Origin of the sequence: Microbacterium sp. BWT-B31 (assembly GCF_041379855.1) — a bacterium.
Taxonomy (GTDB): Bacteria; Actinomycetota; Actinomycetes; order Actinomycetales; family Microbacteriaceae; genus Microbacterium.
This window is the reverse complement of record NZ_JBFECU010000003.1, coordinates 263,422-279,020: the sequence shown is the minus strand read 5'-3', so window position 1 is coordinate 279,020 and position 15,599 is coordinate 263,422. Positions and strand designations below refer to the sequence as shown.

The following is a 15,599-nucleotide window of genomic DNA, read 5'->3' as shown; positions in this document are numbered from 1 at the left end:
TGCGATCAGTCGAAGATGCCGTCCAGGATGCTCCCGATCACGAGCCCCCCGAGGATGCCGCCCATGAGGTCGTTGCCGCCGCCGCGGCGGCCCCCGCCCCAGCCGGGCTGCCCGCCCCACGGGTCCGGCGCCTGCGGGCGCGACGCGTCGATGTCGCGCTGGGCGAGCTGGAGGGCCTCGCCGGCGAGGAACGCCACGCGGCGGGCCTTCGCGAGCGCCTCCTCGCGGTGGTCCTCGTTGATCGCGGTGACGGTGGAGGCCGACGTGCCGAGGAACGTGTCCAGGTCGACACGCAGCCGCTCGGCCTCGGCCAGGCGCGTGCGCGCGTCGGCGCCGATCCAGCCGCGGTGGCCCGCGATGACGTCGCGGGCCACCGCGAGCTGCCGGTCGGCGTCATCGATCGCGTGTCGCACGTGCTCGAGCGGCGGGATCGGACGCGCCGCACGCTCGCGCGCGGCCGCGATCGCCGCATCGAGCCCGGCGTTCGCCTCGCGCAGTCGCGACAGGTGCGTGAACGGGTCGGTGTTCACGCCCGCGACGGGGAGCGCCGCCAGCGCCGCCTGCAGGGCCGCGATCGCGTCGGTCACGGCGGGGGTCGCCGGCTCTTTGAGCGCGACCGCGACGTCTTGCCGGGAGTCCTCGATGATGGCGCCGAGCGTGGACTCTGCCCGCAGTGCCTCGATCTCGAAGGTCTCGACGGCGTCGATGAGGGTCGCCGCGCGGCGCACCGCCTCGGTCGCGGCCTCCAGCGCGAGGTTGGCCTGCTCGCGCTGACCCGCTTCGCGACGGCGTTCGGCGACGCCCGCGCCGTGCTCGGCGAACGACAGCAGCTGTTCGGCCTCAGCGGGGTTCGCCTCGACCTGCGAGAGCGCCGCGGGCGCGTAGCGCGCCGCCAGGCGCACGACGGTCGCGCGGGCCTCGGGAAGGCGTGCGCGCAGGGCCGCGGCATCCGCTCGCACGCTCTGGATGATCTCGGGAGCCCGCCGCGCCCGCGCGATCGGCTCGGCGAGCGCGGCCGTGCGGTCATCGAGGAGCGCCTCGGCCCACTCGCACAGCTGCGCGATGCGCGCGTTGCGGGTGCGCAGCTCTTCGGCGGTGTCGGGGATCTCGTCGTGGTTGAGCTGGTGCAGGTGGAACGCCTCGCCCAGGTGCGTGCGCACCGCCTCGAGCGCCTCGCGCAGGTCTTTGGTCGGCCCGGGGCCGAGCTCGGCCTCGGCGAAGGCCAGCTCGTCGGTCGTCACCCGGATGCGCTCGTCGGTCGCGATCAGCGAGGCCTGCGCCCGGCGGGCGATATCCGCATCTTGCGCATCGAGGGCCGCTTTGTCTTCGCGCTTGCGTGCGCCCCAGAATCCCGCCATACACCGATCCTATTGAGGTTTCTGGGCACGGCCTGAGCGCCGGGAGGCGGTGGTGTGCGCTGGGCGTCGCCGTCACCGGATCAGGTGATGTCACCGGGTGCAGGACGATCCTGCGCCGAGCGTCCTGCGCTGGGTGAAGTCTCCTGTTCTCGGACCGCGCCGCAGATGACGGATGCCTCGTCCCGCCGTCACCGGATCAGGTGATGTCACCGGGTGCAGGACGATCCCGCGCCGAGCGTCCTGCGCTGGGTGAAGTCTCCTGTTCTCGGACCGCGCCGCAGATGACGGATGCCTCGCCCCGCCGTCAGCGGTCCGACGAGCCGTGACGCGGCTTGCGCGGCCGGTCGTCCGGCCGCCGGTCGTTCCCACGCCGATCGTCGCGGCGGAATCCGCGGTCGGTCCCGCCGTCGTGCCGACGGCTCGGGCCGCCGGCGTCGGGGCGCAGGTCGATGAGCTGCCCCGAGATGCGCGTGGTCGACAGGCGCTCCAGCGTCTCGGGGGAGAGGTCTGCGGGAAGCTCCACGAGCGAGAAGTCGGGGCGGATCTGGATCGCCCCGAAGTCGTCGCGGCGCAGCCCTCCCTCGTTCGCGAGGGCGCCGACGATCTGCCGCGGCTCGACGCGCTGGCGCCGGCCGACGGCGATGCGATAGGTCGCCATGCCTTCGCGCGGGCGGCGCGCAGCGCGGTCGGGCCGATCCGGCCGCTCCCCGCGGTCGTCGCGGTCGAATCGGGATGCCCCGCGGTCGCCGGAATCGCGCCGCTCCGGGCGCCGGGCGGGCTCGGGGTCGGGCTCGAGCAGCAGCCGCTGGTCGCCCTGCGCGACCACCGCGAGCGCGGCGGCGACGTCGGCCTCGGGTACGTCGTGGTTGCGCACGTAGTGCGCGACGATGTCGCGGAAGCTCTCGATGCGCTCGGTCTCGGCCAGGGCGGCGGTGATGCGGTCGTCGAAGCGGGCGAGACGGGTGACGTTGACCTCGTCCACGCTCGGCAGCGGCACCTCGGTGAGCTCCTGCCGCGTGGCGCGTTCGATCATCCGCACCAGCCCGCGCTCGCGGGGCGTCACGAAGCTGATCGCGTCTCCGGTGCGTCCGGCGCGTCCGGTGCGGCCGATGCGGTGCACATACGACTCCGCGTCGGTGGGGATGTCGAAGTTCACCACGTGCGAGATGCGCTCGACGTCGAGGCCGCGGGCGGCGACATCCGTCGCCACCAGGATGTCGAGCTTGCCCGACTTCAGCTGGTTCACGGTCTTCTCACGCTGAGGCTGCGCGATGTCGCCGTTGATCGCGGCGGAGGAGTAGCCGCGGGCGCGCAGCTTCTCGGCGATCTCTTCGGTGACGGACTTGGTGCGGCCGAACACGATCATGCCGTCGAAGTTCTCGACCTCGAGGAAGCGCGTGAGAGCGTCCATCTTCTGCTGCCACTGCACCACGAGGTAGCGCTGCGAGATGTTCGCCGAGGTCTGCGTCTTGGCTTTGACGGTGATCTCTTCGGGGTCGTTCAGGTACTGCTGCGAGATGCGGCGGATGGTCGCCGGCATCGTCGCCGAGAACAGGGCGACCTGCTTGGTGTCGGGGGTTTCGGCGAGGATCGTCTCGACGTCTTCGGCGAAGCCCATCTTGAGCATCTCGTCGGCCTCGTCGAGCACGAGGTACTTGAGCTCCGACAGGTCGAGGGTGCCCTTTTCGAGGTGGTCGATGATGCGGCCTGGCGTGCCGACGACGATGTGCACGCCGCGGCGCAGCGCCGACAGCTGCACCCCGTAGCCCTGGCCGCCGTAGACGGGAAGCACGTGCACGCCCTTGAGGTGCCCCGCGTACTTCTCGAACGCCTCGCACACCTGCAGGGCGAGCTCGCGCGTGGGGGCGAGCACGAGCGCCTGCGGGGTCTTCTGAGACACGTCGAGGCGGTCGATGATCGGCAGCGCGAAGGCGGCGGTCTTGCCCGTGCCGGTCTGGGCCATTCCGACCACGTCACGACCCGCCAGCAGGGTCGGGATCGTCGCGGCCTGGATCGCCGAGGGGGTCTCGTATCCCACCTCGCGCAGCGCCTTGAGCACGGCGTCGCCCAATCCGAGGTCGGCGAACGTCATCGCGGCGGGCTCTGCGGGAGCCTCGGCCTCGATCGGGGAATCGTCAGGGGACACACTTCAGGGTAGCGGGGAGCGCCTGGGAGCGGGCAGGATGCCGCGGCCCCTGCGACTGCGGCGATGTCGGCGCAGCCTCACCTCGTCAGCGGGGGGCTCCCGTGCGCAACTCCTGAAGTCTCGGCGCATTCGGGCCTCTGAGTCCGCTCCGAGCAGCCATGCGCGTCGAGACTCAGGAGGCCGGCACCGCGCTCATCGCACACCGCCGGTCAGCGCGCGGACTCCGGCGCTTCGAGGGCCGCAGCGGCCGGGTGCGCGGTCTTGGCCGGCCGCCCGCGCCGGGGCTTGTGGGTGGACAGCTCGAGCGTCAGCGTGTGATCCGGATGCCGCGCGAGGCGCTGCTCGGAGTGGTCGAGCCAGCGCACCTCGGCCTCCGCCTGGAAGATCATCGAGTCGACCACGAGCGACCGCGCGAGCTCTTCGGCGCCCTCAGGCGACGATCCGGCGTACTTCGCACGGTTGAGCTCCTGCAGCTGTGCGAGCGACGCCAGGCGCTGGGTCTGGATGAGCTCTGTCACATCGACTCCCGGCAGCGTCGCGGCGACGGCGAGCTTGATCGCGAGTTCGTCGCGCGTGCCGTTCCCGCGCCGCACCGCAGACGCCAGCCACTCGCGGACCTCGGCGGAGCCGGCATCCGTGATGTGCCAGTAGACGTGCCCCTGCTGGTCGGTGTCGCCCTTGGTGACGAGGCCGTCGCGCTCGAGGCGGTCGAGGGTGTTGTAGATCTGCCCGACGTTGAGCGGCCAGGTCGACCCGGTGCGGCGGTCGAACTCCGCGCGCAGCTGATAGCCGTAGCACGGCCCCTGATCGAGGATCGCCAAAAGGCTCTGTCTCACCGACATCGCACGCTCCGTTGATGCATACCGAGTAACTAGTTACTGAGTATATGCATACGGGGAAGCGAGTCAAGTTCCTCCCGACAGGCGAAAAGAGAGACCGAAGACGGATGCCTCAGCCCACGCAGAGCGCGGGCTGAGGCATCCGTCGCCGCAGCCGCGTTCAGAACCGCAGCGCGTCGATCACCCGAGCCCGCACCGCCACGATCGCCGGGATGAACCCCGCGAGCGCCCCGATCGCGACGGCCGCGACGAGGCCGATGACAGCAGCGCGCAGGGGGAAGGGCGGCACGTCCTGCAGTCCCTGGAAGAGCTGTTCGACGAACGGCGCCTTCATGATCGCGATCGCCAGGGCGATGCCGACCACCCCCGCCACCGCCGTCGCGACCACGCTCTCGAGCAGAACCGAGAAGAAGACGCGGCTGCCGGTGGCGCCGAAGCTGCGCCGCACGCCGATCTCGCGGATGCGCTGACGCATCGCGACGAGCTGGATGTTCACGAGCCCGAGGCCGCCCAGCAGCAGCACGAGGCCCGCGATCCCGCCGGTGATCAGCTCGAACATCGCCATCTGAGCGGCCATCTCGGGTCGCGAGCCCCAGTCGCTGCGGGTGACCGACACCTCGATACTGTCGTCCAGGCCCGCGCGCAGATCGGTGGCCAGTGCCGGGCCGATCTCGGCGACCTGGTCGCTTGTCACCCACATCTCCCACGTCATCTGCGTGGCGACCGGCAGCGTGTCGACGCGGGACGCGTAGCCGTCGAACAGCGCGGTCAGCAGCTTCTCCTCGTCGCCGGGATACTGCCGCGGGGTGACGCCGATCACGGAATACGAACCGTCCACCTCGCCCTGAAGATGAAGGGCGAACGTGCCGAGGGCGGGGCGGCCGAACGCGTCCCACAGCGACTCGGTGACCACGACCGGCGGGGCGAGCAGCTGCTCGTCTCCCGCGCGGAACCAGCGGCCCTCGAGAAGCGGCGCGCGGTGGATCACCGAGTACGCGGGATCCACCAGCCGCAGCCCCACCGTCCGCACCTGATCGGGCGTCTGCACCTCGACGGAGGAGCCGATCACGACCCGCGTGCGATGCGAGAAGCCGAATCGCTCCGACACCCGGTCGACGCGTTCGTCGAACGCGGCGGGATCCATCGGCGACCCGTCGGCCGCGAACGCCGTGACCGAGATGGTCGCCTGACGACCGCCGAAGCGGTCGGACTGCTCGGCCATCTGCTGGCGCTGGTACTCGCCGAGCGCGATGACGGCGGTGATCGCCCCCACCGACACCGCGATCCCGATGAGGCTCAGCAGCACCCGCAGCCGGTGATGGCGAAGCTCGGACCACGCGTCGCCGAGCGCCCCGACGATGCTGCTCACGACACGCCCGCCGGCGCCTCGGCGACCACGCCCAGCGCCGTCTCGCGGAACGCCAGGTCGAGCTCGACGGGGGCGAGCACGCCGGCTTCGAGGCGGTAGTGGCGCCTCGCGCGGGCGGCGACGTGCACGTCGTGCGTGATGGTGACCAGCGCCGCCTCGGCCTCGGCCGCCACGTCGTCGAGCAGCGTCATGACCGCGCCGCCGGTCTCGACGTCGAGTGCGCCGGTCGGCTCGTCGGCGAGGATCAGCGCGGGGCGCCGCACGAGCGCGCGCGCGATCGCGACGCGCTGCTGCTCTCCGCCGGACAGCTGCTCCGGCGGGGACTCGAGGCGGTGCGAGAGGCCGACGCGGTCGAGCATCTCGGCGGCGACGCGCTTGCGGGTCCAGAACGCGCGACCCGAGGCGTAGCTGAGCGGCATCGCGACGTTCTCGAGCGCCGAACGCCCCGCGAGGAGGTTGAACTGCTGGAAGACGAATCCGACGTTGCGTCCGCGCAGCCGGTCGAGCCGGGCCTGGCCCATCCTGCCCGCGGCCGCGCCGCGGAACGACACGGAACCGCTCGACGGCGAATCCAGCATCCCGAGGATGTTCAGCAGCGTCGACTTGCCCGAGCCGCTGCGGCCGACGATCGAGACGTGGTCGCCCGCGCCGATCTCGAGGTCGATGCCGCGCAGGATGTCCAGCCGCGAGTCGTCGGGGAGCGTGACGTGCTTGGTGACCGCCTCGAGAGCGACGAGGGTCACCAGTTCCACCCCGGCTCTTCGCAGAACTGGCCGCCCATTCCGTCGTCGTAGCACACCGGCTCGGTCACCGCCGCCAGGCCGGGAACGAACTGGCGGATGCTCTCGCCCTCCTCGAGCCCCTCGGTCACCTCGACGACGCTGCCGTCGCTCGCACCGAGTGCGACGGTGCGCTCCTCCGGCTGCGAGCCGTCGCCTGCGTCGACCCAGACGATCCCGGTGACCGCCCCGCCCTTGACGGCGGTGGTCGGCACGACGAGCACATCCGAGACCGTCCCGATGCTGATGCCGAGCGTGGCCTGCAGACCGGCGAAGACCATCTGGTCGGTCGGCACCGCGCAGCGCACGCTGGTCGTGGCATCCTGCGCCACCTGAACATTGAGTCCGGTGCACGTGAAGGGCGCGGGCCCGCCCTGGATGGTGACGGATGCCTCGCTCGGGGCGCCGACGAGCCGGTAGAGCTGCACCGGCTCGACCGTGCTCAACACGTGGTACCTGGCCGGGGTGATCGTCACCAGCTCGCCGCCGATCGACGTGGCCTGGCCCTTCACCACCGAAAGCGTCGCGATGTCGCCGGCCTCCGGCGCGACGACGTCGATGTTCTTCTCCGGGTAGGACTGCTTGATGGTGAACAGCACCTGCCCTCCGGCGACCGGCTGACCCTGGCCGACATGCACCGCCGTCACGGTTCCGTCGATCTCGGACCTCACCGTGACCGCCTCGTCACGCGCGATCGTGCCCGGAAGGCTCAGCGCGTTCACCACCTCGCCGCGCGTGACCGGCACGACCGTGTCGGCGATCCCGGCGGACGGCTGCACCGAGGCCTCGGCCGGATCAGGGAAGAACGCGATCTTCACCAGGGCGGCGGCGATCGCGCCGAACACCAGGACCATGAGGATCGGGAAGATCCATCTGCGCCAGACGACCATGACGTCCTTTCCGCCGCGCGTCGACGCACGGCATCCCTTCGAACCTAACCGCTTCGGCACTGGGCGGTGAGAACGATCAGGGACGATTCGGGGTCGGATCCGGGATCCCCCGGATGATAGGCGCGTACCCAGCACACACCAAGGTCACGGGCGGATAACATAGGCAGATATGCCCGCCAGGGCCTCGTGCATGCCCGCGGCGCGCACGACGCGTGGGCGGGAGCGGCCGTCGCCGCACATCCCGACAGATGGAGAACGTTCCGTGGCCAATCCTCTCGAGAAACTGCTCCGCGCCGGCGAAGGACGCATCCTCCGTCGTCTTCAGCAGGTCGTGACGGCCGTCAACGCCCTCGAAGAGGACTACGCTCACCTCACGGACGACGAGCTGCGCGGCGAGACCGCCGAGCTGCGAGCGCGTTATCAGGCGGGCGAGTCTCTCGAGAAGCTCATGCCCGAGGCGTTCGCCGCCGTCCGGGAAGCGGCCAAGCGCACCCTCGGTCAGCGGCACTACGACGTGCAGATCATGGGCGGTGCGGCCCTGCACCTCGGCAACATCGCCGAGATGAAGACCGGTGAGGGCAAGACGCTCGTGGCCACCCTTCCGGCGTATCTCAACGCGATCGCCGGCAAGGGCGTGCACGTCGTCACGGTCAACGACTTCCTCGCGTCCTACCAGGCCGACCTGATGGGCCGCATCTATCGCGCCCTCGGCATGACGACCGGCACGATCGTCGCCGGGCAGACGCCCGAGGTCCGTCGCGAGCAGTACAACGCCGACATCACCTACGGCACGAACAACGAGTTCGGCTTCGACTACCTGCGCGACAACATGGCGTGGCGCCGCGAAGACCTCGTGCAGCGCGGTCACTTCTTCGCGATCGTCGACGAGGTCGACTCGATCCTCATCGACGAGGCCCGCACGCCGCTCATCATCTCGGGCCCGTCCTCGGGCGAGGCCAACCGCTGGTTCGTCGAGTTCGCGCGCATCGCCAAGACCCTCGAGGTGGGCGTCGACTACGAGGTCGACGAGAAGAAGCGCACCGTCGGCGTGCTCGAGCCCGGCATCCAGAAGGTCGAGGACTACCTCGGCATCGACAACCTCTACGAGTCGGCGAACACCCCGCTCATCTCGTTCCTGAACAACTCGATCAAGGCCCTGGCCCTGTTCAAGCGCGACACCGACTACGTCGTGATGAACGACGAGGTCATGATCGTCGACGAGCACACCGGCCGCATCCTGGTCGGCCGACGCTACAACGAGGGCGTGCATCAGGCGATCGAGGCGAAGGAAGCCGTCCCGGTCAAGGCCGAGAACCAGACTCTGGCGACCGTGACGCTGCAGAACTACTTCCGCCTCTACGAGACGCTCTCGGGCATGACCGGCACGGCCGAGACCGAGGCCGCCGAGTTCATGTCGACCTACAAGCTGGGCGTGGTCCCGATCCCGACGAACAAGCCGATGATCCGCAAGGATCAGTCCGACCTCGTCTACAAGAACGAGCGGGCCAAGTTCGCCCAAGTCGTCGAGGACATCGCCGAGCGCCACGCATCCGGCCAGCCGGTGCTCGTGGGCACCGTGAGCGTCGAGAAGAGCGAGTACCTCTCCCGCCTGCTCGCGAAGAAGGGCATCAAGCACGAGGTCCTGAACGCGAAAAACCATGCGCGCGAGGCTGAGATCGTCGCCCGCGCCGGGCGCCTGGGCGCGGTGACCGTCGCCACCAACATGGCCGGCCGCGGCACCGACATCATGCTCGGCGGAAACGCCGAGTTCCTCGCCGTGCAGGAGATGAAGGCCAAGGGCCTCGACCCGGTCGAGACGCCCGAAGAGTACGAGGCCGAGTGGGATTCGGTCTACCGGGCCACGAAAGACACCGTCGAGGCCGAGGCGGCCAAGGTCGTCGCAGCCGGCGGGCTCTACGTGCTGGGCACCGAGCGGCACGAGTCGCGCCGCATCGACAACCAGCTGCGCGGCCGGTCGGGCCGTCAGGGAGATCCCGGCGAGAGCCGGTTCTACCTGTCGCTGACCGATGACCTCATGCGCCTGTTCCAGTCGGGCGCCGCCGAGGCGATCCTCGCGCGCACCAACTTCCCCGACGACGTCGCGATCGAGTCGGGCATGGTCACGCGCGCCATCAAGAGCGCGCAGTCGCAGGTCGAGGCGCGAAACGCCGAGATCCGCAAGAACGTCCTCAAGTACGACGACGTGCTCAACCGCCAGCGCGAGGCGATCTACTCCGACCGCCGTCACATCCTCGAAGGCGACGACATCGCCGGCCGCGTGAACCACTTCATCGAAGACGCGATCACCGCCGTCATCGACGACCACACCGGGTCGGGTCACAGTGAGAACTGGGACTTCGACGCGCTGTGGACCGAGCTGAAGACGCTCTACCCGGTCGGTGTCACCATCGACGAGGTCGTCGCCGAGGCCGCGGGCCGCAAGGGCGGCATCACCGCCGAGGGCCTCAAGCGAGAGATCCTCTCGGACGCCGCCATCGCCTACAAGGCGCGCGAAGGGGGCCTCGGCGAGGCCGCCACCCGCGAGCTCGAGCGTCGCGTCGTGCTGCAGGTGCTCGATCGCCGCTGGCGCGACCACCTCTACGAGATGGACTATCTGAAGGACGGCATCGGCCTGCGTGCGATGGCCCAGCGCGATCCGCTCATCGAGTACCAGCGCGAGGGGTACCAGATGTTCCAGTCGATGATGGGCCAGATCAAAGAGGAGTCGGTCGGCTATCTCTACAACCTCGAGGTCGAGGTGCGGCGCGCCGGCGAAGGCGAGCAGGCCATGCAGGTCGAGGCCAAGGGGCTCGCGGCGCCGCCGGTCGAGGGTCAGCGTCTGCAGTACTCGGCGGCCAACGACGCCGGCGAGGTCGAGGTGCGCAACGACCGCGGCCAGGTGCAGCAGGCGGCCACTACCCGGCTGCGTCAGGCCGCTGCCGCAGCCGCCGCCGGTCAGCCCGCCGCACCGGCTGCCGAAGCGCCTCGCGGCGCGTTCGGACAGCGCACGGATGCCGCACCGGCCGCCGACCAGGCCCCCCAGAACCGCGCCCAGCGCCGCGCCGCCGAGCGCAAGGGCTGAGCGGCGCGCCCGGGCGCCTCGGCGGGACGACCGGGCCACGGGCCGGCCATTGGCTCGCGCCGGGCGCGGATATTCTGAGGGGATGAGTCTCAGAACCCTCGATCAGTCCAGCAAGCTCAAGGATGTCCTCTACGAGATCCGCGGGGCAGCACTGGCCGAGGCCGACCGACTCGAGGCCGAGGGACACACGATCCTCAAGCTCAACACCGGCAACCCGGCGGTGTTCGGCTTCGAGGCGCCGTTCCAGATCGTGCGCGACATGATCGAGGCGATCCCGCAGGCGCATGGCTACAGCGACAGCCGCGGCATCATGTCCGCCCGCCGCGCGGTCGTCTCACGCTACGAAGAGACCCCCGGCTTCCCGCAGTTCGATCCGGACGACGTCTACCTCGGCAACGGCGTGTCCGAGCTCATCACCATGACGATGCAGGCCCTCCTCGACGAGGGCGACGAGGTGCTCATCCCGGCGCCGGACTACCCGCTGTGGACCGCGATGACGAGCCTCGCCGACGGCACGCCCGTGCACTACCGATGCGACAGCGAGAACGGCTGGCAGCCCGACCTCGACGACATCCGCGCGAAGGTGTCGCCGCGCACCAAGGCGATCGTGGTGATCAATCCGAACAACCCCACCGGCGCGGTGTACTCCCGCGAAGTGCTCGAGGGCATCGTCGAGATCGCGCGCGAGAACTCGCTGCTGCTGCTGTCGGACGAGATCTACGACCGCATCCTGTACGACGACGCCCAGCACATCCCGCTCGCGACCCTCGCGCCCGACCTGCTGTGCCTGACCTTCAACGGTCTCTCCAAGACCTACCGCGTCGCCGGGTATCGCTCCGGCTGGCTCGTGATCACCGGCCCGAAGAAGCACGCGGCGGGTTTCCTCGAGGGCATCCAGCTGCTGGCCTCGACGAGACTGTGTCCGAACGTGCCGGCGCAGCACGCCGTGCAGGCAGCCCTGTCGGGGGTGCAGTCGATCGACATGCTCATCGCGCCGACGGGTCGGCTGCACGAGCAGCGGGATGCCGCGTGGCAGACCCTCGAGTCGATCCCGGGCGTCTCGTGCCATCGGCCGCAGGGCGCGCTCTACGCGTTCCCCCAGTTCGACCCCGAGGTCTATGAGATCCGCGACGACGCCAAGTTCGTCTACGACTTCCTCGTCGCCGAGCATGTGCTGCTCGTGCAGGGCACGGGGTTCAACTGGCCGACGCCCGATCACGTGCGCATCGTGACCCTCCCCGAGGCGCGCGTGCTCACCGAGGCCATCGAGCGGCTGGGCAACTTCCTGTCGTCCTACCGCCAATAGGGGGCGGGGCCGGGGCGCGGCATCCCGCGGGGGCGGCCGTCGTGGCTCAGGCGCCGCCCGGGGAGGTCACAGGAGGGCCAGCGAGGTCGCGCGCCAGCGCCCGTCGGTGCCCTCGAGCCGCATCGCGACGGCGCGGGTGCGGGCGGGGCCGGCGACGATCACGACGCCCTCGGTCACGCCGTCGACGGGGGAGGAGTGCCGCACTGAGAGGATCGCGTGCACGGGCCGGCTCGCAGGAACACCGCGGGCGCTGCGAGCGCGGGCCGCGAGGTTCGCACGCGTGACGAGCTTGCGGTACGAGTCCTCGTTCAGCCAGCGCGCGAGCTGGTCGACGTCGCGTACCCCGGCGAAGACCTCGAGCACGCCGAGTGTCAGGTTCCGCAGCAGCGGTGCCGGATCGGGAAGCTCGACGTTCGGTGTGCGCTGTGGGGCGAACAGCCGCGTCAGTTCGTACGCGTCCTCGAACCTCGAGAGTGCGCGCGCGGTGGCGCCGGGCGTCGAAGCCATAGCGTGGACCTCTCTTGACAAGGGGGGGAATGGCTTGGATGTTGCGGTATCAGTAGAACATGAGCGAACCCTCAGCGAAAACTCAGGTTCGTCATCTGTGGATAACCTGAGCCCTCTGACACGCATCGTGCCCTACTCTCGCGGGATGCGCTGGGACGGATTCTTCGACGATCTCGAGGCGCAGTTCGCGTCCGAATGGGAGGCCGAGCGCGCGGCGCTCGACACCGAGGCGGAGCGACTGCGGCTCTCGCGTGTCCCCCTGCGCGACCGCCTGATCGCGCTCGCGGGCCGTGAGCGCATCGACTCGCCGCCGGCGTTCGAGCTCTTCGACGGGTCGGTGCTCTCCGCCGAGGTCACCGGTGTCGGGGCGGACTGGATCGCGCTCGACCCGGTCGGCGGGCGCGCCGGCGCGGTGCTGGTCCCGATCGACGGGATCGTCTCGATCGCCCTGGCTCACGCGGAGGTGCTGCGAACGGCGCGGCCCGTGACATCGAGGTCGTCGCTGTCGGACCGTCTCACGCTGGGGTTCGTGCTGCGCGACCTGGTCCGGCGACGCAGCGCCGTCGCACTGCACCTTCGCGCCGGCCGGGTGCTGACGGGCACCATCGACCGCGCGGGCGCCGACCATCTCGATCTCGCCCTCCACGAGCCCGGGGCGCCCCGGCGCGCGTCCGAGGTGACAGGGCACCGCCTGGTGCCGTTCTCGGCGATCTCGTGGATCGCACTCGACGCCGCGACGACCCCGTACGTGTGATCCGGCCGAGGGCGGTGCGCAGCGCATGCTCAGTCGGCGTGACGGACGATGCCGGTGCCCCACAGTTCGGGGAAGCTCGCCTCGTTCGACTCGTTCCACAGGGCGCTCAGACGCTCGAGCTCGGCCTGCTCGTCGAGATACTCCGTGATGCTGTGCTCGGCGATGCGCAGGGTCGCGGGCACGCCGACGCGCACACCGCGCAACTGGGCGGACTGCACGAGCGCGACCACCTCGTCGACGGTGACGCCGAGGATCTCTGCGGCCTGCGCGGGTGCGAGCAGGCGCAGGTTCGGCTGCGGCGTGACGGGCATGACCTCAATTATGGCGCGCGCAGGCGTGCGCATGCCAGGGCGGCTCCAGGCTGTGGATAACCGCGGGGCCCGTCGCACCCGATGGGTGACGATGGAGGGCATGACCGCACTCGACACCGTTCGCCCCCGCCCCCGCGTCTTCTGGGCCGATGCCAGGTTCCTCATCGGGGTGGTGCTGGTGATCGCGTCGATCGCGGGCGTCTGGTTCGTCGTGACGTCGGCCCGGCAGACGGTGCCGGTCCTCGCGGCCGCGCACACCATCGTGCCGGGGCAGCCGCTGTCCGGCGACGACGTGCGCGTGGTCGACGTCGCGCTGGGTCAGGTCGGCGCGAGCTACCTCGAGCCCACCGCCCTCGAGGCCGGCGTCGTAGCGACACGCACGATCGGCTCGGGCGAGCTCGTTCCCCGCAGCGCGATCGGCGACGCGGCGAAGGCGAGCACCACGAACGTCGTCGTGCGCAGCGCTGTCGACGTGCCAGCCTCCGTGCGCACCGGAAGCGTCGTCGAGGTCTGGGAGGCTCCGCTCATCGAGCACGGCAGGTACGACACCCCGCGCGTGCTGGTCGCCGACGCGGCGGTCGTGTCGGTGACGCGGGACGAGGGCATGGTGACGGGCACCTCGGTCGCGCTCGAACTCGTCGTTGCGCGCGCCGACGTCGCCGGGATCCTGGCGGCGATGTCGGACGACTCGGCGCTGTCGGTCGTTCCCACCACGGCGGCGCAGTGATGAGGGTGCTCGTCGCCGTCGACGCGCCCTGGCAGGAGCGGTTCGCGTCCGGGCTGGCTCGCGAAGGCATCGAGGTGATCGGCGTCGTGGCCGCAGCCTCGCTCGCAGCGGTCTCGCGGGAGCCCGCCGCGTACGGCTACGCGCAGGCGGATGCCGCTCCCGACGCCGAGCAGCCGCACAGCCCCGGCTTCCCCGATGCCGCGGCGATGGGCGCGCTCCTCGGTCAGATCGAGGTGGTCGTCCTGGAGGCCGCTCGACAGACCCTCACGGCGGATGTCGTCGCCCTGTGCGACCGGCACGGCGTGCGGATCGCGCCGCTGAGCGCGGCCTCGGGCGACGAGCGGATCGCCGCCGCCTTCGGGCTGCCGCCCGCACTGCCGGTCGACGTCGAGCCCTGGCGTCTCGCCGAGACGCTCAGGGCGCCGACGGTCCTCGCGGCCGGTGCGTCGGCGGCCGACGCGCGGCAGGCGCCGCCGGGCGCGCCCCGCGCAGACCCGGCCGTCGCCGACCCGGTCGCCGAGGCCAGCCCGGCCGCGCGGGCCGCCGCGCCGCATCCGGTCGCGCCCGATGTGCCTGCCGGGCCCCGGACGATCGCCGTCTGGGGCACGGCCGGGGCCCCCGGCCGATCCACGATCGCCATCGAGCTCGCCGTCGAACTGGCGCGCGGCGGCAGACACGTCGGGCTCGTCGACGCCGACGCGCACGCGCCCTCGATCGCCCTCACCCTCGGGCTTGCCGACGAAGGTCCGGGTTTCGCCGCGGCATGCCGGCAGGTCGAGGTCGGCGGACTGGACGCGCGGGAGCTGACCCGCATCTCGCTGCCGATCGGCACCTCCGGCGTCGATGTCCTCACCGGCATCAACCGCCCCTCGCGATGGCCCGAGCTGAGCGATTCGCGTGTCACGGGGGCGTTGGCGGCATGCCGGGTGTGGGCCGATCACACGGTCGTCGATGTCGCGGCATCCCTCGAGCAGGACGAAGAGATCGTGAGCGACCTGAGCGGACCCCGTCGCAACGCGGCCACGCTCGCCGCCCTGCGCGCGGCCGACCTCGTCGTTGCGACCGTCGCGGCAGACCCGGTCGGCGTCTCGCGGTTTCTTCGTGCGTACCCCGAGCTGCGGGCCACCATCGGCGCGACGCCCGTGGTCGTGCTCGCCAACCGCCTGCGCCCGGGCACGCTCGGCATCGACGCGCGCGGTCAGGTGCGCCGCACGCTCGACCGCTTCGGCGGCATCGAGTCGGTGTGGTTCGTGCCGGCCGACCCGCGCAGCGTCGACGCGGCCCTCCTCGCGGCGCGGCCGATCGCCGAGGTCGCGCCGCGGTCGCCGTTCACGCTCGCGCTGCGCCGCTTCGTCGGCGAGGCGATCGTGCCCCCGCTGGCAGCGCCGCCCCGTCGGCGTCCGCCGCGCCGAGGCGCGCCGCGCGAGGGGTCGCTGCAGGACCGGACCGCTGCCGTGCGCTGACGGCGGCGACCTCGCGCGATGGGCGCGGTCGTGCCGGGAGTCGCGGGCTCGCGCAGCGCTCTAGGCTG

General features: G+C 71.0%; 13 protein-coding genes. 5 read left to right on the top strand and 8 right to left on the bottom strand.

Translation table 11 applies throughout. The features are described 5' to 3' along the window. Positions 1–5 precede the first annotated feature (5 nt). The 6 genes from AB1K54_RS05595 to AB1K54_RS05570 all read right to left on the bottom strand — a co-directional run bounded on the left by AB1K54_RS05595 (position 6) and on the right by AB1K54_RS05570 (position 7,381). The gene (locus AB1K54_RS05595; protein WP_371201734.1) at positions 6–1,358 is read right to left on the bottom strand and encodes a hypothetical protein; all 1,353 of its coding nucleotides are present in this window, start codon (positions 1,356–1,358) and stop codon (positions 6–8) included. Positions 1,359–1,662: 304 nt separating this feature from the next. Then, a complete protein-coding gene (locus AB1K54_RS05590; RefSeq protein WP_371201796.1) occupies positions 1,663–3,450 on the bottom strand; it encodes a DEAD/DEAH box helicase in 1,788 nt (595 codons plus the stop codon). A gap of 263 nt (positions 3,451–3,713) precedes the next feature. Further along, positions 3,714–4,346, bottom strand: a complete 633-nt coding sequence (locus tag AB1K54_RS05585; RefSeq protein WP_371201733.1) for a PadR family transcriptional regulator — start codon at positions 4,344–4,346, stop codon at positions 3,714–3,716. A 157-nt stretch (positions 4,347–4,503) separates the two neighbouring features. After that, complete coding sequence (locus AB1K54_RS05580; protein ID WP_371201732.1) at positions 4,504–5,712, bottom strand: ABC transporter permease; 1,209 nt, start codon at positions 5,710–5,712, stop codon at positions 4,504–4,506. Further along, complete coding sequence (locus AB1K54_RS05575; protein ID WP_371201795.1) at positions 5,709–6,455, bottom strand: ABC transporter ATP-binding protein; 747 nt, start codon at positions 6,453–6,455, stop codon at positions 5,709–5,711. Before AB1K54_RS05575 ends, AB1K54_RS05580 begins: the two co-directional genes overlap by 4 nt. Continuing rightward, positions 6,452–7,381: an efflux RND transporter periplasmic adaptor subunit gene (locus AB1K54_RS05570; RefSeq protein WP_371201731.1), complete on the bottom strand. Its 930-nt coding sequence runs from the start codon at positions 7,379–7,381 to the stop codon at positions 6,452–6,454. Before AB1K54_RS05570 ends, AB1K54_RS05575 begins: the two co-directional genes overlap by 4 nt. 262 nt (positions 7,382–7,643) lie before the next feature. Here AB1K54_RS05570 and secA point away from each other — a divergent pair, with 262 nt between their 5' ends. Continuing rightward, positions 7,644–10,463, top strand: a complete 2,820-nt coding sequence (gene secA, locus AB1K54_RS05565) for a preprotein translocase subunit SecA (protein ID WP_371201730.1) — start codon at positions 7,644–7,646, stop codon at positions 10,461–10,463. Positions 10,464–10,545: 82 nt separating this feature from the next. Further along, positions 10,546–11,769 carry a pyridoxal phosphate-dependent aminotransferase gene (locus tag AB1K54_RS05560; RefSeq protein ID WP_371201729.1) on the top strand — a complete coding sequence of 408 codons (1,224 nt, stop codon included), beginning with the start codon at positions 10,546–10,548 and terminating at the stop codon, positions 11,767–11,769. 66 nt (positions 11,770–11,835) lie between these two features. Here AB1K54_RS05560 and AB1K54_RS05555 read toward each other — a convergent pair whose 3' ends face one another. Then, a complete protein-coding gene (locus tag AB1K54_RS05555) occupies positions 11,836–12,276 on the bottom strand; it encodes an Rv3235 family protein (RefSeq protein WP_371201728.1) in 441 nt (146 codons plus the stop codon). Between the two features lie 145 nt (positions 12,277–12,421). Here AB1K54_RS05555 and AB1K54_RS05550 point away from each other — a divergent pair, with 145 nt between their 5' ends. Next, positions 12,422–13,030, top strand: coding sequence for a hypothetical protein (locus AB1K54_RS05550; protein ID WP_371201727.1), 609 nt, complete (start codon positions 12,422–12,424; stop codon positions 13,028–13,030). Positions 13,031–13,059: 29 nt separating this feature from the next. Here the strand turns inward: AB1K54_RS05550 and AB1K54_RS05545 are convergent, their stop codons facing one another. Next, a complete protein-coding gene (locus tag AB1K54_RS05545; RefSeq protein ID WP_371201726.1) occupies positions 13,060–13,341 on the bottom strand; it encodes a helix-turn-helix domain-containing protein in 282 nt (93 codons plus the stop codon). Positions 13,342–13,441: 100 nt separating this feature from the next. Here AB1K54_RS05545 and AB1K54_RS05540 point away from each other — a divergent pair, with 100 nt between their 5' ends. Both AB1K54_RS05540 and AB1K54_RS05535 read left to right on the top strand, forming a co-directional pair. Further along, positions 13,442–14,068, top strand: a complete 627-nt coding sequence (locus AB1K54_RS05540; RefSeq protein ID WP_371201725.1) for an SAF domain-containing protein — start codon at positions 13,442–13,444, stop codon at positions 14,066–14,068. Further along, positions 14,068–15,531 (top strand): CpaE family protein, encoded by a 1,464-nt coding sequence (locus AB1K54_RS05535; RefSeq protein WP_371201724.1) that lies wholly within the window; start codon positions 14,068–14,070, stop codon positions 15,529–15,531. Before AB1K54_RS05540 ends, AB1K54_RS05535 begins: the two co-directional genes overlap by 1 nt. Positions 15,532–15,599 lie beyond the last annotated feature (68 nt).

Excerpts from the sequence above, each read along its gene's own strand:
- AB1K54_RS05595 (WP_371201734.1), bottom strand. The coding sequence starts at position 1,358 with ATGGCGGGATTCTGGGGCGCACGCAAGCGCGAAGACAAAGCGGCCCTC.
- AB1K54_RS05590 (WP_371201796.1), bottom strand. The coding sequence starts at position 3,450 with ATGACGTTCGCCGACCTCGGATTGGGCGACGCCGTGCTCAAGGCGCTG.
- AB1K54_RS05585 (WP_371201733.1), bottom strand. The coding sequence starts at position 4,346 with ATGTCGGTGAGACAGAGCCTTTTGGCGATCCTCGATCAGGGGCCGTGC.
- AB1K54_RS05570 (WP_371201731.1), bottom strand. The coding sequence starts at position 7,381 with ATGGTCGTCTGGCGCAGATGGATCTTCCCGATCCTCATGGTCCTGGTG.
- AB1K54_RS05560 (WP_371201729.1), top strand. The coding sequence starts at position 10,546 with ATGAGTCTCAGAACCCTCGATCAGTCCAGCAAGCTCAAGGATGTCCTC.
- AB1K54_RS05555 (WP_371201728.1), bottom strand. The coding sequence starts at position 12,276 with ATGGCTTCGACGCCCGGCGCCACCGCGCGCGCACTCTCGAGGTTCGAG.
- AB1K54_RS05550 (WP_371201727.1), top strand. The coding sequence starts at position 12,422 with ATGCGCTGGGACGGATTCTTCGACGATCTCGAGGCGCAGTTCGCGTCC.
- AB1K54_RS05545 (WP_371201726.1), bottom strand. The coding sequence starts at position 13,341 with ATGCCCGTCACGCCGCAGCCGAACCTGCGCCTGCTCGCACCCGCGCAG.
- AB1K54_RS05540 (WP_371201725.1), top strand. The coding sequence starts at position 13,442 with ATGACCGCACTCGACACCGTTCGCCCCCGCCCCCGCGTCTTCTGGGCC.
- AB1K54_RS05535 (WP_371201724.1), top strand. The coding sequence starts at position 14,068 with ATGAGGGTGCTCGTCGCCGTCGACGCGCCCTGGCAGGAGCGGTTCGCG.